Annotated in this window: 18 protein-coding genes; 5 read left to right on the forward strand and 13 right to left on the reverse strand. The window is 60.7% G+C overall.

The annotated features are described in order from the left end of the window. Positions 1 to 25: 25 nt before the first annotated feature. From G474_RS0113100 to G474_RS0113145, 10 genes are all read right to left on the reverse strand, one after another. Positions 26 to 3,229, reverse strand: coding sequence for a type I restriction endonuclease subunit R (locus tag G474_RS0113100; protein WP_026687376.1), 3,204 nt, complete (start codon positions 3,227 to 3,229; stop codon positions 26 to 28). A gap of 33 nt (positions 3,230 to 3,262) precedes the next feature. Continuing rightward, positions 3,263 to 4,339 carry a hypothetical protein gene (locus G474_RS0113105; protein ID WP_026687377.1) on the reverse strand — a complete coding sequence of 359 codons (1,077 nt, stop codon included), beginning with the start codon at positions 4,337 to 4,339 and terminating at the stop codon, positions 3,263 to 3,265. After that, positions 4,314 to 5,636, reverse strand: a complete 1,323-nt coding sequence (locus G474_RS20760; RefSeq protein WP_043464376.1) for a restriction endonuclease subunit S — start codon at positions 5,634 to 5,636, stop codon at positions 4,314 to 4,316. The genes G474_RS0113105 and G474_RS20760 overlap by 26 nt, the downstream gene beginning before the upstream one ends. Continuing rightward, a complete protein-coding gene (locus G474_RS0113115) occupies positions 5,626 to 7,182 on the reverse strand; it encodes a class I SAM-dependent DNA methyltransferase (RefSeq protein ID WP_026687378.1) in 1,557 nt (518 codons plus the stop codon). The genes G474_RS20760 and G474_RS0113115 overlap by 11 nt, the downstream gene beginning before the upstream one ends. A gap of 7 nt (positions 7,183 to 7,189) precedes the next feature. Continuing rightward, a complete protein-coding gene (locus tag G474_RS0113120) occupies positions 7,190 to 8,098 on the reverse strand; it encodes a helix-turn-helix transcriptional regulator (RefSeq protein ID WP_281171733.1) in 909 nt (302 codons plus the stop codon). A 211-nt stretch (positions 8,099 to 8,309) separates the two neighbouring features. After that, positions 8,310 to 9,176, reverse strand: coding sequence for a plasmid recombination protein (locus G474_RS0113125; protein WP_156919256.1), 867 nt, complete (start codon positions 9,174 to 9,176; stop codon positions 8,310 to 8,312). 231 nt (positions 9,177 to 9,407) lie between these two features. Further along, complete coding sequence (locus G474_RS0113130) at positions 9,408 to 9,806, reverse strand: hypothetical protein (protein ID WP_026687381.1); 399 nt, start codon at positions 9,804 to 9,806, stop codon at positions 9,408 to 9,410. Next, positions 9,803 to 10,711, reverse strand: a complete 909-nt coding sequence (locus tag G474_RS23445) for a hypothetical protein (RefSeq protein WP_156919257.1) — start codon at positions 10,709 to 10,711, stop codon at positions 9,803 to 9,805. Before G474_RS23445 ends, G474_RS0113130 begins: the two co-directional genes overlap by 4 nt. A 24-nt stretch (positions 10,712 to 10,735) precedes the next feature. Then, positions 10,736 to 11,068, reverse strand: coding sequence for a helix-turn-helix transcriptional regulator (locus G474_RS22850; protein ID WP_084513756.1), 333 nt, complete (start codon positions 11,066 to 11,068; stop codon positions 10,736 to 10,738). Positions 11,069 to 11,404: 336 nt separating this feature from the next. After that, positions 11,405 to 12,133, reverse strand: coding sequence for a hypothetical protein (locus tag G474_RS0113145; RefSeq protein WP_026687383.1), 729 nt, complete (start codon positions 12,131 to 12,133; stop codon positions 11,405 to 11,407). Positions 12,134 to 12,250: 117 nt separating this feature from the next. Here G474_RS0113145 and G474_RS0113150 point away from each other — a divergent pair, with 117 nt between their 5' ends. Further along, positions 12,251 to 13,831 carry an AAA family ATPase gene (locus tag G474_RS0113150; protein ID WP_026687384.1) on the forward strand — a complete coding sequence of 527 codons (1,581 nt, stop codon included), beginning with the start codon at positions 12,251 to 12,253 and terminating at the stop codon, positions 13,829 to 13,831. A 53-nt stretch (positions 13,832 to 13,884) separates the two neighbouring features. Here G474_RS0113150 and G474_RS0113155 read toward each other — a convergent pair whose 3' ends face one another. Continuing rightward, positions 13,885 to 14,358 carry a hypothetical protein gene (locus tag G474_RS0113155; RefSeq protein ID WP_026687385.1) on the reverse strand — a complete coding sequence of 158 codons (474 nt, stop codon included), beginning with the start codon at positions 14,356 to 14,358 and terminating at the stop codon, positions 13,885 to 13,887. 2 nt (positions 14,359 to 14,360) lie between these two features. Further along, a complete protein-coding gene (locus G474_RS0113160; RefSeq protein WP_156919258.1) occupies positions 14,361 to 15,452 on the reverse strand; it encodes a hypothetical protein in 1,092 nt (363 codons plus the stop codon). Positions 15,453 to 15,581: 129 nt separating this feature from the next. Here G474_RS0113160 and G474_RS0113165 point away from each other — a divergent pair, with 129 nt between their 5' ends. From G474_RS0113165 to gluQRS, 4 genes are all read left to right on the forward strand, one after another. After that, positions 15,582 to 15,812 (forward strand): helix-turn-helix domain-containing protein, encoded by a 231-nt coding sequence (locus tag G474_RS0113165; protein WP_026687387.1) that lies wholly within the window; start codon positions 15,582 to 15,584, stop codon positions 15,810 to 15,812. Positions 15,813 to 16,376: 564 nt separating this feature from the next. Next, positions 16,377 to 19,436: a hypothetical protein gene (locus G474_RS0113170; protein WP_156919259.1), complete on the forward strand. Its 3,060-nt coding sequence runs from the start codon at positions 16,377 to 16,379 to the stop codon at positions 19,434 to 19,436. 75 nt (positions 19,437 to 19,511) lie between these two features. After that, positions 19,512 to 20,288 carry a DUF4124 domain-containing protein gene (locus tag G474_RS0113175; RefSeq protein WP_026687389.1) on the forward strand — a complete coding sequence of 259 codons (777 nt, stop codon included), beginning with the start codon at positions 19,512 to 19,514 and terminating at the stop codon, positions 20,286 to 20,288. A 70-nt stretch (positions 20,289 to 20,358) separates the two neighbouring features. Continuing rightward, on the forward strand, positions 20,359 to 21,282 hold the full coding sequence (gene gluQRS, locus G474_RS0113180) for a tRNA glutamyl-Q(34) synthetase GluQRS (protein ID WP_026687390.1): 924 nt from the start codon (positions 20,359 to 20,361) through the stop codon (positions 21,280 to 21,282). Positions 21,283 to 21,287: 5 nt separating this feature from the next. On the opposite strand, the gene siaD is transcribed toward gluQRS, so the two are convergent. Further along, entirely contained in the window at positions 21,288 to 22,088 is an 801-nt protein-coding gene (gene siaD / locus G474_RS0113185) for a biofilm regulation diguanylate cyclase SiaD (protein WP_211228115.1), read from the reverse strand. Between the last annotated feature and the right edge of the window lie 2 nt (positions 22,089 to 22,090).

The following is a 22,090-nucleotide window of genomic DNA, read 5'->3' on the forward strand; positions in this document are numbered from 1 at the left end:
GACTGACACCTTTTGTAGGTGCTGATCAGGTTGTTCCGCGATGCGACACCGACCACCCCGACGACAGCGCCTCAGCCTGCTGCAACACCGTTTGCACCGCCGTGTCCTGAAGGTCGGGCGGATAGCCGTACTTCCGCAGAATGCGCTTCACCAGCACCCGCATGCGCGCGCGGGCAGAGTCTCTGTGCGCCCAGTCAACCGATACGTTCTCGCGCAGGCTCATCAGCAATTCGTGGGCGATCAGCTTGAGCTTGTCGTCGCCCATCATCTGCACGGCGCTCTCGTTCTCGGCCAGGGCGTCGTAGAAGGCAATCTCTTCGTCTGACAAGCCGGACTCTTCGCCACGCTGGCGCGCAGCACGGATGTCCTTGGCCAACTGGATCAGCTCCTGCAGCACTTCTGCGGTCGTGATCGCATTGGCGTGGTAGCGCGCCACGGCATCTTCCAGACGTTCCGAGAAGGCTTTGGTCTGCACCACGTTGGCCTTGCTGCGCGAGCGAATCCCATCGTTCAGCAACTTGCGCAGTGCTTCCAGAGCAAGATTCCTCTTCTCCATCTGTTGCACTTCGGCAAGGAACTCGTCGGAGAGGATGGAGATGTCCGGGCTCTTGACTCCCGCAGCCGCCAGGATGTCTACGATCTCGGTCGAAATCACAGCACGGCTAACGATTTGCTGGATAGCCAACTCGCGCTCCTGCTGGGCCATGCCAGACCCTGTGCTGCTCTTGACCAATGCAGCGCGAATCGCCTGGAAGAAGCCAACCTCCTCTCGAATTTCTCGCGCCTCGTCAGAGGCAGAGGCCAGAGCGTAAGCCTTGGACAATGCGAGCACGGCATCCTGGTATCGGCGGTGAGCGTTCTTCTTACCCTCCGCCGTTTTTTCCTTCTCAGCCAGCTTCTGCTGCAGATCGAGAATCCACTCGATGGCGCCAGCCATCATTACCAAGCGCTCTTGGGGCGTACCACCCATCGCCGACGCATAGTCGTAGCCGTGGTACATGTCCCGCACGACCTCGTACTTCTCCATCATCAATGCGATGGCCTGCGCTTCGTCGACGCCGGTGTTTTCTTGGTCGTTCTTGGAGTACTGCTGCAGAGCGGACTTAAGGCTTTGCGCAATGCCGATGTAGTCCACGATCAGCCCTGCGGGCTTGTCGCGGAACACGCGGTTCACGCGCGCAATCGCCTGCATCAGGCCGTGCCCCTTCATCGGCTTGTCCACATACATCGTGTGCATGCACGGTGCGTCAAAGCCGGTGAGCCACATGTCCCGAACGATCACGAGCTTGAGCGGGTCTTTGGGATCGCGCGCACGCTTGGCCAACAGATCACGCCGGGCCTTGTTGCCAATGTGCTGCTGCCACTCCTGCGGGTCGCTCGCCGCCCCCGTCATTACGATCTTGACTGCACCTGCGTTGTCATCGGCGCTGTGCCAGTCGGGTCGCAGCTTGATGATCTCGTCGTAGAGCTTCACGCAAATGCGACGGCTCATACACACCACCATCGCCTTGCCATCAAGAGCTGCCACGCGGTCCTCGAAGTGGGCAACCATATCCTTGGCCACCAAAGCAAGGCGCTTGTCGCTGCCAACCAGGGCTTCGACCGTTGACCACTTCTTCTTGAAGCGCTCCTGATCGACCTCGGAATCCTCCTCGGTCAGATCGTCAACCTCGGCGTCGATCTTCGGCTTCTCGTCCTCGTCGAGTTCGATGCGCGCCAACCGCGACTCGTAATAGATCGGAACGGTCGCGCCATCCTCGACCGCACGGCTGATGTCGTAGACATCGATGTAGTTGCCGAACACCGCCGGGGTGTTGACGTCGTCGGCCTCGATGGGCGTGCCGGTAAAACCTATGAAGGATGCGTTCGGCAGGGCGTCGCGCATGTACTTGGCGAAGCCATAGGAGATTTCGCCGGTCTTCGCGTCAACCTTGGCCTTGAAGCCGTATTGACTGCGGTGCGCTTCATCGGCAATCACGACCACGTTGCGGCGAGTGGTGAGTGGCTCCGCAACCTCGCCGAACTTCTGCAAGGTCGTGAAAATCACGCCGCCCGAGGCCCGACTCAAGACCTTCTGAAGATCTTCGCGGCTCTCGGCCTGCACCGGCGTCTGCCGGATCAGGTCGCGGCACATCGAGAAGGTCGAGAAGAGCTGGTCGTCGAGGTCGTTGCGGTCAGTCAGCACAACCAGCGTCGGGTTGGCCATTGCCGGGTGTTTGACCAGTTGCCCCGCGTAGAACGCCATCAGCAGGCTTTTGCCCGAGCCCTGGGTGTGCCAAATCACGCCCGCGCGTTTATCGCCTTGACGTTGAGTCTTCACACTTGGCAAACCGTAGCCAGCAGGGTCTTCTGCCACCCCCTCCACTGCCATCGAAGCACGAACAGTCGATGCCACCGCGTGTCGCACCGCATGGAACTGGTGGTAGCCTGCAATGATCTTGGCCAGCCCAGAACCGGTTTCGCTGAAGACCGTGAAGTGACAAAGCAGATCAAGCAGGCGGCGATGCTCGAACACGCCTTCGATCAGCGTCGAGAGTTCCGGCGCGCCCTTCGGGGCAACGTCCGTGCCGTCGGTGGTGCGCCAGGGCATGAATCGCTCAAGGTCTGCCGAGAGTGAACCCACACGTGCTGCAATGCCATCCGAGGTGATCAGCAGCGCGTTGGTATTGAACAGTGCCGGAATCTGCTTCTTGTAGGTCTGCAACTGGTTGAACGCGCCCAAAAGATGCGCCCCTGCGCTGCCCGGCGCTTTCAGCTCGATCACGCCCAGCGGCAAGCCGTTCACGAACACCACCACATCTGGTCGCCGATTGTTTTGGCCGTTGATTACCACGAACTGGCTCACTGCCAACCAGTCGTTCTGCTCGGGGTGCTCGAAGTCGATCAGCGCGACTTTGCCCGCGGTCAGTGTGCCGTCGTCCGCGTAGTACTCGACGTCTACGCCTTCCGTCATCAGCCTGTGGAGACGGCGGTTCTCTTCGAGCAGCGATGGCAGTTCGGACTGCATCACTCGCCGCACAGCATCTTGACGCGCCTCCAACGGAAGGCCAGGGTTAAGGCGCGCTACGGCATCCTCGAATCGTTTTTTGAGCAAGACCTGATCGTGACTCTCGCGCTCCGATCGGTGTCCATCTGGGCCGATGTCCTCCTCGCGTTCGACAACGTAATCGAGAGCTCGCAGCTGATCCAGCAACGCTTGCTCGACGGCGGCCTCAGATAGAAATGCCATTATTTTTCTCCTGCGATTTGGATTCGTACATTTCTATTCCATCCCCAATCCAAACAATCCTCGCAGCTCGTTTATTTCTGTTGCGAAGTTGTTTCTGCTTTCTTCGTGACGTATGGCTTCGCCAATAACTTCGTACTCAAGCCGCCGATCGGGCACTTCGCCTCGAGTCTTTCTAAAGATGCAAAGACGAGTCGTGTGGCCCACACCATCCTCGCGAAAATGAATCATCGGGCGAAGCCCGAAGATCAACCCATCAGCAATAACTAGCATTTGCCCTTGCTGGAAATATTTCGCAGAATCAAGCATTTGCTGATGACTAATCTTGATATTCTGAATTGTTCTGGTGGAGCTATGCCCTCTGAATATCTCGCATCTCAGTGTCGTTCCGTCAATCTGACTCAGATACCGAACGATTTGAATTTCTTCTAGGCCATCCAGCTCTGCGAGAACCTCCACGACGTCTACATAACATTCGCTGATCCAGCTCCGTGCCTGTGCCTCGGACTGCGCTGCGCTGTGAGAGAAGGCATTTCGAGACTGGTTGAGCTCCTTCATCGCCGCGAGTGTCGCCGCCGGTGATATTTTTGCGACGGCTGGCAATACTCCTGCAGCACTCAACTGGGCAGTTATCCCCTCTATGTTCTCGAGTCTCTTTGCAACGCTGTCGGTGAAAAAATCCTTAAACTTCAGCGGATCTACGACCTGGATATTTCGATGACGGCATTCCGCCACGGCAAGCGCGTGCAGAATGTCGATGACCGACTCCCAGGTGTCGCGCAGAAGATGAAGGCGCTGCAGTTCACTTTCATACCCATTCTCGAATCGGTAGAAATAGTAGGCAATCGGTGATGGAAATTGATTGCATACGGATTCTTTTATCCCTTCCTCGCGCTGTTGCGTGAAGTCCGAAAATGTCGCTTCATAAGTATCCGGACTCATGGTGAAAAGAACGAAGCTTGGCCTTGGCTGATAACCACAAATGTCGAGTTTTCCGCCCGACTGTTCTGAATACTGCTCATCCAACCAATCGTTGTATGGCGGACAAGCCTCATAATTATTGGGATCGAGCTGAAGCTTCATCTGATCAAGCCCCGTGAATGCGTTCAGCATCCTGGACGCGCAGTTCGCCGGAGATTAGCTTGGGCAGCAGGGTGTCACGCAACTGGGCAAGGGAGCGGGATTGCTGCGCGTTGCCGACCAATTGATCGAATTGCGAAGCAATGACTTCGTCAAATTTTTCCATGCTTTCCGGTGGTGCCACGGCAACCCTTGCTTCCGTTAGGTGTTTGCGCTGAATGTGGCCCATCGTTGTAGCCTTGCCAGCAGCGATAGCGCGGAAATCGGACAAGTGCTGACGAGTGGCGAAGAAATAGAACCACTTCGGTACCTCGGCGGAGGTAACTTTGAACAGATGCTGGTTCAATGCACCACGCCCACCACTCCACACTTCAACTTCGAGCGAACCCGACCACGAGAACAACACATCGCCATCAACGACGACGTATTCAGGCTTAATTTGTGTGCTCGCCTTGTCTGCGCCAGTCGTATTTCCAGCGCGTAGTTGCGCAATCTTGATAACCGGCAGAAACTCGTCTTCGCTTTCAGGTGGGAATTTCTGTAGAGCAAGACCGTTTAGATAGTTCGCAATCGAATCCAGAGAGCGCATTGCCCACCCCTCCGGAATCTCCCCCCACTCTGACTCGACGAGTCGGTCGGGGAAGAGGTCGTAGAGGTGTGCGGGCAGGCCGGGCAGCGATTGCCCGCGCTGCCAGCGGCCTTCAAGCTTGGCGCGCACCGGCTCGAAGTCCACGAACCACGCCTTGAACAAGGCGCCGGCCATCGCCTCCAGTGCTTCGTTTGCGTGGCGGTTGAGTTCGATCTTGTCGTCAATCGTGCCGAGTATGCGGGCGATGGCGCACTGCTCTTCGATAGGAGGAATTTTTGTAGTAAAGCTCTCGATTCGTCCCGGCGCAGTGTGTTTTACCGTTGTTCCCGTAGCAGAGCCGACAATCCATGAACGATACTCGTGCGTTCGCAATAGGTACTCAACGAATCGTGGCGACGTAGGTATTTCGTTTTTAAATTCGAGAAGACCAACTCGCTGGTTATGCAGCCAAATGATTGAATCATTTGGAATGCTCGCGGCGTATCCGAGGGTGTCGGATTCTTTGCTGAGATCTGTCATCGTCACGACAACTTGCCCTGGCTTTAGAATATAGTCCTCAGGCAACTGCCCGTTGTAGTACTTGCGCTTGCCATCTTGAAAGCCTCCGCCAATAGCAAAATTGCCTGGTGTAACCAACACAGTGGCTTGCGGTTCGTCAGTGAAGTATTCGCTCTTAAAAGCGAATCCATGCTTAACCTTGAATAGTTCCCCCAGTGAGACTGCGCGCCAATCATTCGCCATACCCAAGCTCCTTCAGGTTGGCATCAATTGCAGCATCCAGCATTGCTGCTTCCGTACGCTGCTCGCGCCACAACGCCGAGAGCCGCAGCATCTTTTCCTCGAAGGGCTCGCCGTCGCCTTCCTGTTCCGCCGCGCCGACATAGCGCCCCGGAGTCAGCACGTGGCCGTGTTTGCGAATGTCTTCCATCGATGCCGACTTGCAGAAGCCAGCTACGTCGGCGTACTCCCCAGCGTCTTTCTCACCGCGCCATGCGTGATAGGTGTCGGCGATCTTCTGGACATCTTCGTCAGTGAGTTCGCGCCGGGTGCGATCCACCAGCACGCCCATCTTGCGAGCGTCAATGAACAGTACTTGCCCGCGCCTGTCTCGCAGGACCTTGCCGGGGTTCTTGTTGCGGGCAAGGAACCACAGGCAGGCGGGAATCTGCGTGGAATAAAAGAGCTGTCCTGGTAGCGCCACCATGCAATCCACAGCGTCGGCCTCGACCATCGCCTTGCGGATGTCGCCTTCTCCGGACTGGTTGGAGCTCATCGAGCCGTTGGCCAGCACCACCCCCGCCGTGCCGTTGGGTGCAAGGTGGTGATAGATGTGCTGGAGCCACGCGTAGTTGGCGTTGCCGACAGGTGGCGTGCCGAACTTCCAGCGCACGTCTTCACGCAAGCGGTCGCCGCCCCAGTCGGAGATATTGAATGGGGGATTGGCGAGGATGTAGTCGGCCTTGAGATCGCGCAGTTCGTCCTTGTGGAAGCTACCCTCGTTGTTCCAGCGGATGTCGGAATCAATGCCGCGCACAGCCAAGTTCATCTTTGCCAGCCGCCACGTGGTGTAGTTCGACTCCTGTCCATAGATCGCGATGTCGCCGATGCGGCCACCGTGCTCCTGCACGAACTTTTCCGATTGCACGAACATCCCGCCTGAGCCGCAACACGGGTCGTACACGCGGCCTGAGTACGGCTCCAGCATTTCAACCAGTACGCGCACCACGGAGCGTGGGGTGTAGAACTCGCCGCCGCGCTTGCCTTCCGCTCCAGCGAACTGGCCCAGGAAATATTCGTACACGCGCCCGAGAATGTCCTTCGAGCGGTCGCCTTCCTCGTTGAGCGCAATGCCGGAAATCAGGTCGATCAGCTCACCTAGCATCACCTTGTTGAGCGCGGGCCGAGCGTAGTCCTTGGGCAGCACGCCCTTGAGCGACTCGTTGTCCTTTTCGATGGCGCGCATCGCGTCATCGATCAAGGTGCCGATGGTGGGCAGCTTGGCGTTGGCCTGCAGGTGCGACCAGCGCGCCTCTTTCGGAACCCAGAACACGTTGTCCGCGAGGTACTCGTCTTTGTCCTCGGCGGCCTGCGCGTCTTCAGCCAGCAGCGCTTTGTGCTTGGCCTCGAAGGCATCGGAGATGTACTTCAGGAAGATGAGCCCGAGCGCGACGTGCTTGTAGTCGCTTGGCTCCATATTGCCGCGCAGCTTGTCGGCGGCCTTGAAAAGATCAGCCTCGAAGCCGAGATTGCCTCCGTTGCCATTTTTGGCGGTGTCGTTCTGTGCCATCTTGTTCTTACCCTTTACGTAATGTCTTTGCTACCGGGGCTTGATAGCCCGGTGCGAGCTTTGCGTTCTCAACGCCGTACAGGGCCAGCGGATCGCTGAGCCATAGGCGGTACTGTTCTTCCTTGAGCCGGTGGTCGGGCGAGCAGTCCACGCTCCAGCGCAGCAGCATGTACCCCGCGACCGCAGCGCGAACCCGCATCCGTATCGAACCGTCAGTCATCCCGTAATCCATCTTGATGATCTCGGGGCGCTCAAGGTGCGGATGCGGCACGAAGTCCAACTCGACGATGCGCGTCCACTGGATGTCGTTGTCCGGACGCTCGTTGGCCTGTGGTTCCTCGTCGAGCAGCGTTGGCGCTTCGATGCGGGTGACGACGAAATCCCGAAACTCTCCGCTCTTGCGATCAAAGGCCCGGACGTGCCAGCGCAGGCCGGTATCCACCAGCGCGAAGGGAACGATGACGCGCTCGGACTCACCGCTGCTCATCGAGTGGTAGCGGATGGCGACGGGCCGCTTGGCATGGATCGCCCGGCAAACCGGGGCAAGCACGTCCATCTTGGGGTTGCTCAGAGCGGTGGGTGACTCGCATGGCAGCAGCGGCTGCGTTGCACCGTTCAAGCCATCGCCGAAGCCGAGCGCCAGCGCCGACAGCACGCGCTGCGATGCGTGGTCGAACAGCGGCGAAAACGCCTGCCCGATCCGGTAGATCTTGTTGCTGCCGTCAAAAGTGATGTTCTGCGGCGCGATTTCCCGGTACAGCGCCAAGTCACGTGTCGCCCCTGCCGGAGCCACGCCGAAGCGTTCAATCAGGTCTGGGCGACCGATCTCACCAAAGAAGTAGAGCCGGAAGTCGATGTAGGCCAGCCGCTCGCGCTGGGCGTAGCTCAAGCTTTCGACGCGCTGGGGTTGAGTCACCAACTGCTCCTCATCCAAGGCGGACGACCAAAAGACTGAGATTGGTTTTATATTGGACCATTATTGGCGCCTAATGTAATCAGTTTGATCACATTATGCACCGTCAAGTGGACTCCTACAACACCGCTACACCTATACGCTGGGTCGTCAAGTTCAGGACAAGCTAGCAGCCTAACCGGTGCACGCTATCTGCTGCATCCTGTTGGAGTCGTTAGCTCTGTTCCGGCTCCTCAGGATGAACACCCTGAATGCCCAAGCCATGCCTCGCCTCCAGCTCCAAAATCCGGGCCTCCCGCGCTTCCAGCTGCTTGATCAGGGCCTGCGCTTCCAGCATGGTTTTCTCGGCATATGAACGCAGTTGGCGGTCACGCTCACCCGTCCCACGCGTGATCTCACGCGCCCGCTGAAGCAACGCGGCCTGCGCCGGCAGCCCAAACTTCACCCGCGTCCATTGAGCTCGGCTCATGCGCTGTCGGCCCGGCCCCAAACGAGCGAGTCCGGACGGCCCGGCAACGTGCTCCCAGAATCGGTCCTGAAATGCGCGCATTGCCGTGTTGTAGGCAAGGCGTTGCTCCTTGGGTGTTTGAGCACCCTTTGCCGCGCGGAAGCCGGGGTGCAAGTCCTTGACGTTGCCACCGTCAGGATTGACCACAAAGAAGTGGAGATGGGGGTGCGCCTCATCGATGTGCTCGACCACTGACCGGAGGTGCTCACCGAATTCGATCTGCAGCCATTCCAGCGTGCATTGCTTCCAGTAGCCGTACTCAATGCCACCGCGCGGGTAGGACGCCACGCCAGCCAGCAAGACGGACGCGTCTTTTCGCAAACGGCGACCAGCTGCGTCAGTGCTGCGCGCATGAATGGCGCCAATCTCGGCTTCCAGCTCAGCCGGCCTGGGGCCATGCAACAGGATGGGTGGCCTCGGCCTCGGCACATGCAAGCAGGCTTGCGGCTCGCGGCTGGCCTCAGCAATCACGTCGCGCACAGCCCATTTCCGGTCCGCTCCCCGCGAGGTTTTCTTCGGTGGGTGCAGCGAATAGACCGATATGTGAACAAACTGAATGCCGCCTGTGATCATGGGGCACCGTCGCTGAAAACATAGTGACCGACTATATTTATCGCCGCTGTCGCAACAATAAATGTCGGCCAGGGGAAAATCCCCTGGACCCCGCCTTCCAATGTGTGAACAGTGTGTTGAAACCGTGCGAACCAATGGGCGAAACTGTGTGAACAACTGGCCGATTTGATGCCGACCCTTGTGTTAACAGTGTGGCAACCATGTGGGGGCACTGTGGCGCACATTGTGTAATCAGTGTGTGAATTGCCCACGACGCCTCCGCTGATTACCAAAAACTTGCACGAGTAGACCGTCATCCGCCAGGCCATTCAGCAATTCCGGTGCGGCCAAATGGACTGGAGTTGATGGGACTTGCCGCAGCCTGTCGATGACAGCATCGAATGAAAGTCGGGCCACATACTCGCGGAGCACGAAGCCGGTGTCCGTATATTCGATCAACGTGGTCTGATCGAGCGCAATGAGACAAAGCCGCATGCATCGGTCATTGCCGAGAGCAGGTTGCTGTACACATTCAATATTGACCCTGCCCGTCGCCACGGTGCAGGTTTGCATCCATCCCCAGCCCGCCCATTTGTCATCCTCCACGACATCTCGCCAGGCGAATCGGTTTTCCAAGTTTTTGTTGTTCATGCTGTGCCTCGTGGCATTACCGGTGTCTGCGCCTTCTTTGCGAGCTCATCGCGCATCTGCTGGAGCCTTTCTCTGGCTTGAGCCCTGTCCGCCACTGGCCGATCCGTCACGATTGCTTGAGTGGGCTCGGCTGCGGCTTCCACGGCGCGTTGCCGCCTAATGATTTGGCGAAGGTCCCGTCGCAGCTCTGACCCAGCCGACAAGCTGAACTTGCCCTCGCGAGCCCTTCGCAGCAGGGAGGCAAGGAATTGAGGGATAGTCTTCCGGATGCTGTTTTGGCGCTTGCATTCGAGGACTTCTGCCAAAACATCAAGGGCTGCAGATGAGGGGAGACCCGCGCACTGATCCCGGGTTTTCTGGGGTTCGAGTGATAGCTTTTGACACAACCACAACCAGCACTCTTCATCCGCCTCGTCCATGATCAGGGCCGGCGACTCGTCAGTGTCAGGAGGCGTGTCCTCTGGCCCGGTAGTTGTTTTTGATGAATCCAATGTTTCTACAAATACAGTGTTTGTAGCCCCTTGGTCGCCCTGAACTGGGCGATCAAGAACTGGCTCTTCCACATGTGGGTTTTCAAGGTGTGGAGCCCAGTCCACAATCGGCTCATCACTGACAATCCATCTCGATTGAATGAATCGCCCCGATGCCGAACGGTCGCGGACGATTCGCATGTAGTTCAACCGCTCAAGCTGTTGGATCGCACTGCGCATTGCCGTTTCCCCTTCATTGCGCGCTTTGCAAAGAAATTCGATGCTGATACGAAACCCTGGTGGGAGTGACAGGAGATGAACAATCACCCCAAGAGATTTCGAGCTAAGTTCGTCATTGCGAATCAAAGCATTCGGGATTTGAGTGAAATTCCCCGTGTGCCGACGCCGAACGATCAGCAACTGAGAGGCGTTCATGGGCGTCTCCACGGACCTTCATGATCAGCGGTCCACCCGTGCAGTAGCGGCTTGCAGGGCGATCCAAGCCTCGACCTCCTCGGCCAAAAAACCAATGGCTGCATTGCGAGAGCCAGAGTTACCCAATCGAATCGGGCGTGGAAAAGTTGGGTCTGTTCTCGTCCTGCGCCAGATGGTGACGCGGTTCATGCCCAGTTGGGTTTCGAGATCGGAGTATCGAAGGATGCGTGCAGTCATGGGTTCGCTCTCTTTGTTACATGCAATGAGCGAATTCTTGATCCATGCAGGCGGGAATGTCGACAAGGGCAATTTGCCGGCAGTTGGCAGCAAATGGATGCCAATAACAAGAATTTGCATGCCTTGTCAGAAGATCGAGATGCGATATTTCTAACAGCGACGCCGCCTTGAATGCTGGAGTTCAGCAGGCCCAACGAATGACTGCACTTCTTCTGAGCGACGAATTGAAGTGGCTGGGCGATAGAAGAAAAGAGCGAAGTTCGGATTGCCCATCAATCCCATCGGGAATGAGATGCCAAACTCGCGAAACTGACTCAAACATCAAAAAAATGCATCGTCATTTTTCGATCTTAAAAAGTTCTTTATTTGACAATGGCTTACGCCACCCGCGCAAATGGCGGGACGCAAAGTCGGATCTGATGAAAAAATTATTCACCTGTTGTGAATAAGCAACATCTAGTCTCGCCGTGCCGCGACTTTCCCGTTCTCAATCCATGCCGCAATGGTTGTCGGATCAACTCCAAGACGAATTGCAGAGCGAAGTGCCTGCTCCAATTTTTGCCATCCACCTCTTGCGCTGCTGTTTGTTGCAACCGTCGTTGCATCGGTATTGCTCAGTCGAAACAGCAAGCCATCCAGTAACTCGTCATCCCCAATTTCACATGCTGCTTGCTCCGCCAAGGTCAACAAGGCCTCACGCGTTGCTGGCAGTTGATCTATGGGAAGAGAGGAAAGCGGTTCTGGCAGCGTGATCACCCGACGCGGTTGGATTAGATCGACCAAGTCACTTGCTGCAGCAATGCCTGGTGTCAACTCGACACGAATGAGCGTTTCGCCGATCTGCAAAAACCGCGTCTTGGTGAGGCCCGGCTGGCAATCCTGGTACAGGACGGCTGCTTCGGCTCTGACGAGAGCCTTCAGCACCTGCTTTAGATCATTCAAAGCGCCAAAGTCACGCCACCTGTGAAGCATGTCTGCTCGTAGATGTTGCCCTTCGATGCCCAGGTGGTAGAGCAACGCAGCCACTCTCGGAGCCGAGATGACTTGCTCCTTACCCCGTAGCCAAACGGAGAGATTTGCTGAACGAATACCAGTGGCCGCACCTACCGAGTTCAGCGTATCTCCGCGCAGGTGCATGAGTGCGGCTGCTATAGCACGCAGTTGTTCGGCCTGAAGCGTCAGCATACGGCACCTACATTGTTTTAACAGTAAATCACTATAACAAGGTGACGTTTGTCCAGCCAAGACTTGGCACGCCCTGTTCGGGGCTTTATAGTAATTTATAGTTAGCTGGAGAGTGCCATGTCCGACCCGCAACAAAAGTACCGCCCCATGCGACGCCAAGAGTACCAAGAGGCTGTTGGAGAGCTGAAGCGACTTCATCCTTGGCTGGAGAAGCAGGTGTTTCAGCCCGCCCCAGGCCATCTTGCCGTGGTCGCCGAGTTGATCGATCAATGCGAGCGGTTGATGCATCGCAGTGACTACCAGCGTCGTCCGCTGTTCTGTGTCACTGCCGCCAGGGAGAAGCTGGCTGTTCGAGTCGAGGTTTCTGATGCCAGCATCCAGCGCGAGCGCGCCTTACTCGACGTGGTGGAACAGGCTCGGCACGCCGCCCAGCAGTGCTGCCCTGTGTGCGGTGCTCCGGTTTTCGGTGGCGATGCCAATGCTCCGCAAGGCGCTCGGTGCGCCGCACACGCGCAAGTGGTTGGACTGTTCGCAGAGGACATCCAGCGTTTCAAGAGGACTGCGAAGGCCTTGGAGTTGGCGGATGCTGAGCGTGCGAGCAGCACTACTGATAGCGATGCCCCCACTCGCACCGAAGCCGCCAAGAGAGAACTGCCCGACAGCGCTGTCCCCGCACGCGATAGCAGCGGCACTACGATTGACGACAAGCACGCGCCGTTGATCACCTTTCTGGACGCTTCCGGCCTCAAGCAATTTGTTGACCGCCATCGCGCAAAGGCAGACGAAAAGTTCAAGCGTGCCCAGCAGATTGCGGAGCGCATCCGGGCGGCCGGCCATGAGCGGCGCACGCTCGGCATGCTGCCCGACGAGTGGGACGTTCTGATCGAAGAGTTCACCCAAGTCTTCCCGAACTTCAGCGAGCTGGCCGAGATGCTGCACGATCACTTTGCCCTCAGTGCGATGGGCGATGGCCGCGTTGCGTGGTCGCCGCTACTGCTGGTCGGGCCTGCGGGCATCGGCAAAACAGAAGCAGCCCGATGGCTGGCGGAGAGGCTGGCCTTGCCCTTCCGTGTGTTCGACATGGCGAGCGCCCAATCCGGTTCGCCGCTGGCTGGGTCAGAAGCCTTCTGGAGCAATTCCGAGCCGGGCCTCCTGTTCGAACTGCTTGCCTACCAGCCAAAGGCCAACCCCGTGGTGGTGTTGGATGAGCTGGACAAGACCGAGCAGGTGCGCCAGTACGACCCATTGGCGGCGCTGTACACCCTTCTTGAGCCCCGCAGCGCACGGTCCTTTACGGACCTCTCTATCCGTGATTTCACCATCGACGCCAGCCACGTGAACTGGATTGCGACGGCAAACAGTGTGGAGGGCATCCCAAGCCCATTGCTGTCGCGGCTCACGGTGCAGCATGTCCATGCGCCTACACCTGATCAGGTTGCACGCATCGCCCAGAACATCTACGGACGGATGCGGGCAGAAGCAAGCTGGGGCTCTGCCTTCGTACCCTCTCTCGACGAGGCCGTGCTGGTGAAGCTGAAACACCTGCCTCCGCGAAGCCTGGGCCTGGCCTTGCGACGGGCGCTGGGGCATGCAGCACGGGATCAGCGCGATCACATCCAACCCAAGGACCTACAGCTGGTCTCGGACGGTGGGAAACGTAGCATCGGTTTCACCGCTGGCTTGACTGTCCAGCGGTAGTCCATGCACCCGTTATCGTAATTACGGTAACTACGATAACGGGCGGGTGCCGATCAGTTTCTGAGATGTGCCTGCCCGCACGTATGGCAAAACCACGTGCTCTGCCACTGGCGCTTGGCCGCGCTGTAGGCCTTAGCCTGGGCGTGCCAGCCCTTCATCAGCAGCCAGCCCAGCGCGATGACTCCAATCCCGACTGCAGCTTGCTTCCAGTTGTAGATGAGCAGCGCCCAGAAGGACATGCCGACCCGGCAACCCCGCTCGAAAAGGTCGCACACTGTGGCCGCGTGATAGACGGTCGCTCCACCCAGCCCAAACGCAATGATGAACGGCAAGGGTGACGGAGGAGCTGGCGGCGCGCAATGCTGGGCTAACGCCGTTAACTGGTGGCCCTGGCTGCTACCTTGAACAAACTGCCCGTCAGAGGTCACCGCCGTGTGTGTAGCGTGGAAATGCTGTGTGCCGCCCGCATGCACAACGGCCATCGGCTGGATATGAGTGCTGCCGCAGCTCGGACATTGCATTGCCATGGTCAGCCCTCCGAACCTTCGGTGTTGACGGTACAGGTCAGCGTGGCCTCGCCGCCCTCCATGCCCGCCGACAACACGCCCACTTTGGTCAAACGGCCATAGGTCTTGCCATCCTTGCCCAATCTCAGCGAAGCTGATTTCGCGAGCTGCTGGACCGAGGTGCCAGCCAAGTAGCTGCGGTAGGTCTGCTCACCCCCGTCACGTGACACCGCCACCTTGCGGACGCTGAACCCATAGACCTTGACGGGCTCGGCGAGCGTGACCGGCGTGACGCCTTGATCGGGATTCCATCCCGACTGCTTGAGCAGCGACTCAGCCAGTTCAAATCGTGGACCGATGACAGCGCAGCTCAGCGCCTGTTCGAGCTGCGCCTTGGTCTTGGCGTCCACGGGCTCCGACGCTCCGTTGCTGGAGGCAGGAGGCACGGTTGGCTTGATGACCGCGTTGGCGTCATACCCTACCAACCAGAGATTGGTCGGTGCGCCCGGCTGCCATCCGGTGTCTAGCACCAGCTGCTGGACAAACCCCTGGAAGACGAGTTGCTGCCGCTCGCTGATCGGCTGCCGGTCGGGGATGGCCAGCATGGGCGGCTTGGGGCCAACGGTGCGGACATTGCCACTGTGCTCGACCGCCATCTGCTGCATGAAGAGGTGCAGGTTCGCGGCGTTGTTGACCGCGTACCCCACCGACTGTCCCCAGCACACAGAGAAGGCGGGCACAGCTTCGGACTTGGTCTTGCTCCTCCAAATGGTGGCGGTGCCGATCCAGCAGTCACTGCGGGACCAGTCCGTGACCGTGACAGCCACGCGGGGGAAGTAGGTCTTGGGCGTTCCGTCGTAGGAATGCTTGCTGAAGACGCCTGCCAGTGCTGTTGCACGGATGCCAGGAGCGCCGGGCGGCGCGCTTTGGTCTGGCTTGGATTGATTGGCAACGACGGCTGGGCGAGTCTCGGTAGTAGGAGGCGGTGCCACGTTACCTTGGCTGGCCTTCGACACGCCACCCAAGGAGAGATGAACCTTGGTCGAGCCGTCAGCCTGCGGCTGTGTCGCGACACAGCCGGTCACGGTCATCACAACGGCCAGCCCGGCCAGCATCCGAAAGCAGACTCCACTCATCCATCAGCTCCCCATGATCTCAAGTTGAGCCGATTATGAAGACTATATTCGACATTGTCGAATATAGTCCGTGGATTAAAGGTCTCATGGCGCCCATGCTCGGCGTTGATGGGACGAGACTACGAGCAAGTGCGTCAGGACTTGGCGCGCAACATGAAAGACTTCCGGGGCAGGCGTGGCTTGTCGCAGGAGGCGCTCGCCCTGAGCGCGGATGTGGATCGCACCTATGTGAGTCAGATCGAGCGCGCTGTGGGCAACCCGTCCCTGCTGGTCCTGTGCAAGCTGGGAGCGATCCTGGAGGCCGACGTGCTCGACCTCTTGGCGGGTCAGACCAAGTGAAGACGGGTGATGCCACCCACATGGGGATGCTCGCAAAAAATGTATACGGAGGTGACTACGAAATGAGCAAGACCGGACTGAGACCCAGTAAAAATGGCACTTCTGAGGCCATCTTTCGCTTTAACGTATGACTCCTGGTTAATCCCGTGTTAACGGTATGGTTGCCGCCTGAAATTTGTACCTGAGCAAGTTTCAGGCGGGGCCAGGCATCGGAAAGCGGATCAGGATTAATGTTTCATCCTTAGAAATTTGGTTGAGCCGCAGAGGTGTCGCGTACTCGGAGAAATAAGCTGAGCCATGGGGCGGCAAGCTGTTCCTGTCATCGGGCTGGCAAGATAAGCGAATAGGGTTTGGGTTTTTTGCCTTTCTCTGGGGTGGTGCTGTGATGAATGCGTGATTTATCATGCCTGGGTAGTGACCTAAATAAGGTGGTATTTCGTGGATATTTTCTTGTGATTGTTCTGAATGCTTGAATCCCCGTTTCGCAGGTAGGTCTACAGGGGTAACATAGAAATAATGCTTGTGGCATGATGCGTTTCCTTTTCGCCCGCTGGAAGCCCGTCCATGCCTTCTCCCCCTTTGCGTACTTTCGCTGATGTCCTTGGTCTTTTGCCGGCCGGCTTCGCCCTGCTCCGCCATGCGGAGGAGTTGGCCGGGCGCCCGGTGGTGGTTCACGAAGGGGATGCCCGGTTGCCGGAGCTCTGCCTGGGGCCATCCCAGGGGAACGGGCTACTGGTGCTGGTCACCGGGTCCCTGGTGGTGGAGGGGCCCGTCTGGCAGGAGTCCGGGGATGACGGCAGCGCTCTGGTGGTGCTCGGGGACCTGCAGGCCCACAGCCTGTTGCTCCGGGACGACGAGGTATGGGTGGGCGGGCGGCTGCAGGTGGAGCAACTGGTCCTGGGCCAGGATATCCATGGCCGGCTGGTGGTGTGCGGCCCGGCTCGGGCCGCCATGTGGATCTGCCTGGAACAGTATGAGCTGGCGTTGCAGGGCGGCATGACGGGGCGGCATTGGGATGATCACCGGGAGGGGCTGCTGCCCCCCGCCTTGTCCATGGCGACCCTGGCGCCGGTCTTCGTGCCCGAGGTGCTGCACCGTCCCGGGCCGGAGGCGGGCTTCCCCGACGGCTGGCTGCGGCTCGCCAACTGGCTGGACCACGCCGCCCTGTTGAGCCGCAGCCGGGCCGGCCTGCCCCTGCTGCAAGGCGAGGCGGTTCCGGCGCCACCGGCCCGCCTGGGGGACGGGACCTTGCACGCGGCCAATCTGGAAAAACTGCTGGAAACGCCCTTGCTGGAAGCGCGGGATGCCCATGGTGATTTCCTGCTGCGGGATCCCTTTTCCCGCAGCGCCTGCATCATCAGTCAGGGGAAGAAACTGCAGGGGCTGACCCTGTTCGACGACACCCAGGTGTATGAGCTGGGGCTGGAATACCCGGCCTCCTTCTGGCAACGCCTGAGCCGCAGGCCGGCTGCGCCCCGCCTGCGCCTGCGTCTGGCGGAGCGGGGGGAGGGGCCCCGTCGCTGGCGGGTTCCGTCCGGGGATGAGCCGGCCCGGTTCCAGGCCCTCTGGCAGCAGTGGTTGCCCCGGCTGGCCGAGGCCGAAGCGCTGTTGCCCCGCATCCGGCGGGAGATCACGCCCGCCCGTCTGCAAGCCTTGCTGGATCTGCCCTGCACCCGGACGGGTCTGGCCAGGATCGGGGAGGGGATACATTTCAATGGCCATTATCTGATCCTGCGCCAGGCGAAGGAGGGTGAATCCCGCCTGGCGGTGGGCTGGCGCGGCAGCCGGGAACTCGATGAGGAGGGGCTGCCCGATTTCTGCGTGCTGCACTTCATTCTGGAGGCGGACGGCTCCCTTGACCTGCGCTTCCAGCCGGACCAGGGCCCCGATCTCACCACCTTCGAGGCGAGCGGCATGTATCCCCTCTATCCGGCGATGTTGCAGTGCTTTGCCATGGCAGAAGAGCTGCTGCAGCAGGGACAGGCATCCCAGGGGGCTGAGGCCCGACGGCGGCTGGCATCCCTGCCCGATGCACTGGATGTGCCCCTGCGCGAGGCCCGGGAAGGCGAGGCGCCGGAGGATGTTCCCTCGGCCCGTTTTGCCGTGGCGCCCCAGGAGGCCTGGGCCCGGGTACTGGATCAGCTGAGCTTCGCCGGCGAGCCCGCGACCTGTACGCCCTGGGATCGGGAGGGCCTGCTGCTGGTGATGGAGGCAGATGCCCGGCTGCCCTGTCTGGAGCTCGTTTCCCGGGTGGGCGAAGTGCCGGTGGCGGGCTACCTGTTCCTGGGTAATCTGGAGCTGGACTCCCATCTGGCCGGCTACGAGCCGGATTACTCGCCCATGCTGGTGGTGATGGGGGATCTCAAGGCCCGGAACCTCTACTTGACTGGGGGCGATGTCCATGTGGCCGGAGGGGTGCAGGCCGAGACCCTGTATGGTTTCTACAATCACGGCGCCCTCACCGTGGCCGGCACCCTGGAGACCCGTCTGCTGATCTCCCAGGACTTCCCCATCCGTTGCGACGTGCTGCGGGCGGAGGCCATCATCGCCGACGACAGCATCCAGAGTTTCAACCGCTTTGCCGAAGCCGACGGAACTACCCAGCGCCGTCTGGATCTCTTCCCCGGCACCTGTCACTCCCAGGATGTGCTGGCGCCCGCCCTCTGCGATCCTTCGCCCTGGTGGGGGGACCTGTACTTTCCCGATCATTCCGCCCTGCTCCAGCACATGCTGGCCGGACAGTGCGTGTTTGATCCGCAGCGGCTGGAGCGTGCCGGGGACGATCTGCAAGAGGAGGAAGCCCGGCGCCTGTTCGACTGGGTTTTTGCCAGTCCGCGCTTGAAGGATGGGCTGGATACCCGGTCCCGGGACGAAGCCTGTTATGCCTATGCCTACCGCTACCAGGATGGTCGTCAGTCCATCGGCCTGCATGTGGGCCATGGCCATGATTACGAGCTTTGCCTGAGCCGTTATCCGGATGGCCGCCTGCAGGCCGAACACTACATCCTGGCCAATGAAGCGCGGCCCCATACGGTCTGTTTCGGCGAACCCCTGGGGAGCGGCTACCTCTCCCCCAAGGCGGGGCTGTTCGGGTTCTACCGGGCCCTGGAGCGCCTGGGCTTGTTGCGTTACCGGAGTCCCCTGCCTGCGGAGGCGGAACCGGAGTCCGCCGAGCAGGCGCGTCAGTGGCTGGCGGACATCCGCCGGGCTTTCCAGGAGGAGCGTCAGGAGATGCCCCTGGATGCGGCCCGGGCCCGGCTGCTGCTGGCCCTGGAGAACAGCCAGCACAAGCTGGCCCAGCTCCTGGGCGCGGCAGCCCCGGAGACCCTGGGTTTCTTCGAGCTTTATACCCAGGCCACCCGGGGCAACTGGAGCAAGAAGCGGGAACACCTGGGGGCGGCCTGGATGACCTTGCTGAGCCTGGAGGAAAACGGGCCGCTGGCGGCGCCCGGGGATTTCCTGGAGGCCTTGCTGGAGCTGGATGGCCAGGATGGGGAGACGGGCGGCAAGGTGATCAGCGTCTGGCAGCGGGCCCTCGCCCTGCTGCCTTCCCTGGGCGTGGACGTCCGGCGTCTGGAGCGTCGGCTGACCGAGCTTGGTGCGCCCGTGTTCGAGGAAAGCTGAGGAAGTAACAGTTTTGCGCTCGTCATGGGCTGCACTACATTAACGGCTGTGCGTGAAAATCAAGCAGGAGTCGATGTGAACGGAAAGCTATCCTGGTGGGCGCGGCTGGCGCCCCTGCTGATCCTCGGTGTTTCGTCCCTGGCCCATGGGCAGGCCTACAAATGCAAGTCTCCCGAAGGGGGGGTGGTGATTTCGGCTTCTCCCTGTCCGAGCAATTCCCGGGTGGAGAGCGTCGTGCAGCCGGAAGTCATCACCGAGGCCCAGCAGCAGGCCGCCCGCCAGGCCCACCAGCAGCGCCTCAAGGATCTGGAAGCCCTGCGGGCCCGCCAGGCCCAGGAGGCCCAGCAGGCAACGAAACAGAGCCAGGCCGACGAGGCGCGCCGGGCCGGGGAGGCCATCAAGGCCTGTGTTGATGACATACAGCGGCGCGAGGTGGCCGACGCCCTCAAGGCCGAGCTCATTGCCGGCTGTCAGAGTGCCGGCGCCAGCCAGCAGGGCCGCCAGGTGGACCGGGCCGGGGTGCAGGAGTGCATCAAGGCCGTGGACGCCCAGGACATTTCGGCCGCCGAGCGGGCCCGGGCCGTCGCCCTCTGCCACGGGGCCGTCCTGCCCGAACCCCGGGGCGGCGGGGTGGTCGTCCGTCCCGTGCCGGTACAACCCCTGCCCCCTCAGCCCGGCTGCAAGGATGGTCGCTGCCCTCCGGTGAAGCCCCTGCCGACACCGTCCACCCCCTATCCGGTGCAGCCGGTTCCGGCGCCGCCCACCCCTCCCAAGACCCCCGGGGGGGCGGTCAAGCCGCAACCCGGCAGCCCGGCTCCGGAAGAGCCGTCGGCCACCTTCAAGGTCCGCTAGCTCTTCTTCCAGGCGGCTCCCTGTGGCCGGGGAGCCGCCGTATGGGCGGGATGCCGGTAAACTGTCGCCCATGAATTCTCCCTTGCCTGCATCGAACTACCGGGGGCGATTTGCCCCCAGTCCCACCGGTCCCTTGCATTTCGGTTCCCTGGTGGCCGCCCTGGCCTCCTGTCTGGATGCACGCAGCCAGGGCGGGGCGTGGTTGCTGCGCATGGAGGATGTGGACGCACCCCGCAATGTGCCCGGGGCGGCCGAAGCCATCCTGACCTGCCTGGAAGCCCACGGCTTTGCCTGGGATGGGCCGGTGCTGTGGCAGAGCACCCGACTGGAGGCCTACCAGGCGGCCCTGGAGCAGTTGCTGGCCGAAGGCAAGGCGTATCCCTGCGCCTGTTCCCGCAAGGAAATCGCGGCGGCCAGCTCACGGCCGGCCCTGGATGGGGGGCTACTCTATCCGGGCAGCTGCCGTGCCGGCCTGCCCCCTGGGCGCAGCCCCCGGGCCTGGCGCCTGCAGGTGGACTCTGAGCGGGTGAGTTTCGAGGATCGTATTCAGGGGCGCCAGTCCCAGGACCTGGCCAGGGATGTGGGGGATTTCGTCCTGTTCCGGGCGGACGGGCAGTTTGCCTATCAGCTGGCGGTGGTGGTGGACGACGCTTTTCAGGGCATCAACCAGGTGGTGCGGGGCGCCGATTTGCTGGATTCCACGCCGCGCCAGCTGTTCCTGCAGCAGCAGCTCGGTTATCCCCGGCCGGTCTACGCCCATCTGCCGGTGGCCACCAACGGGGCTGGGGAAAAGCTCTCCAAGCAGACCCGGGCGCCGGCCCTGGAGGTTGCCCGGGCGGCGGCGAACCTGGTGGAGGCCCTGAGGTTCCTGGGGCAGGCGCCCCCGGATGAACTGGCTCGGGCTACTGTGGCGGAGGTCTGGGCCTGGGCCCGGCGCCACTGGCAGTTTGCTGCCATTGCCCCTGGCCGGGGGCGGGTCTGGCCGCCAGCCTGAGGCGCTCAGGCCACTTCCAGGCGGTCGCGCCCGGCGGCCTTGGCCTGCAGCAGGGCGGTATCGGCCCGGTTCAGGGCTTCCGAAAAACTCTCGCCGAAGCGGTACTGGGTCAGGCCCAGGCTGGCCGAGATGGGTGGCGTGCAACCTTCCTGGTGCAGGGCGACGCGGACTTCCTTGATGCCCTGGCAGACCCGTTCCGCCACCTGGCGGGCAAATTCCACGGGGGTTTCCGGCAGCATGATGAGGAATTCCTCTCCGCCCCAGCGGCCGCAAAGGTCGTATTCCCGCAGGGCGTCCTGAATGGCCAGGCCGATTTCGCACAGGACCTTGTCCCCGGTCTCGTGGCCGAACTGGTCGTTGATGGCCTTGAAGTGGTCCACGTCCAGGATGCCCAGGCTGTAGGCGGCCTGCTTGCGGTTGGCCCGCTCGGTTTCCTCCTTGATCCGCTCCATGAGGAAGCGGCGGTTGCCCAGGCCGGTAAGGGGGTCCCGCAGGGCGGCATCCTTGAGGGCTTCGCTCAGTTCCCGCAGGCTGTTCTGGTAGCGGTCCGAGATCCGCGCCAGCTTTTCCAGGCGGCGCAGCTGCCGGTCGTACTGCTCGGCCAGGGTCTGGCTGTGGCTGCGGGAGATGCTGTGGTAGCCATCGGAAATCTTGATCAGTCGTTCGAGCCGCTCCCGCTGCCCCTCGCTGTACTCGAACAGGCGGGCCAGGGCGTCCCGCAGGGGATGCTCCTGGTAGCGTTCCTGGGCCAGCAGGGTTTCCACCTGGCGCAGCAGTTCCTGTTCCGAGGGGGCCAAGAGCGGCATGT

Origin of the sequence: Azovibrio restrictus DSM 23866, assembly GCF_000429665.1 — a bacterium.
Lineage (GTDB): Bacteria > Pseudomonadota > Gammaproteobacteria > Burkholderiales > Rhodocyclaceae > Azovibrio > Azovibrio restrictus.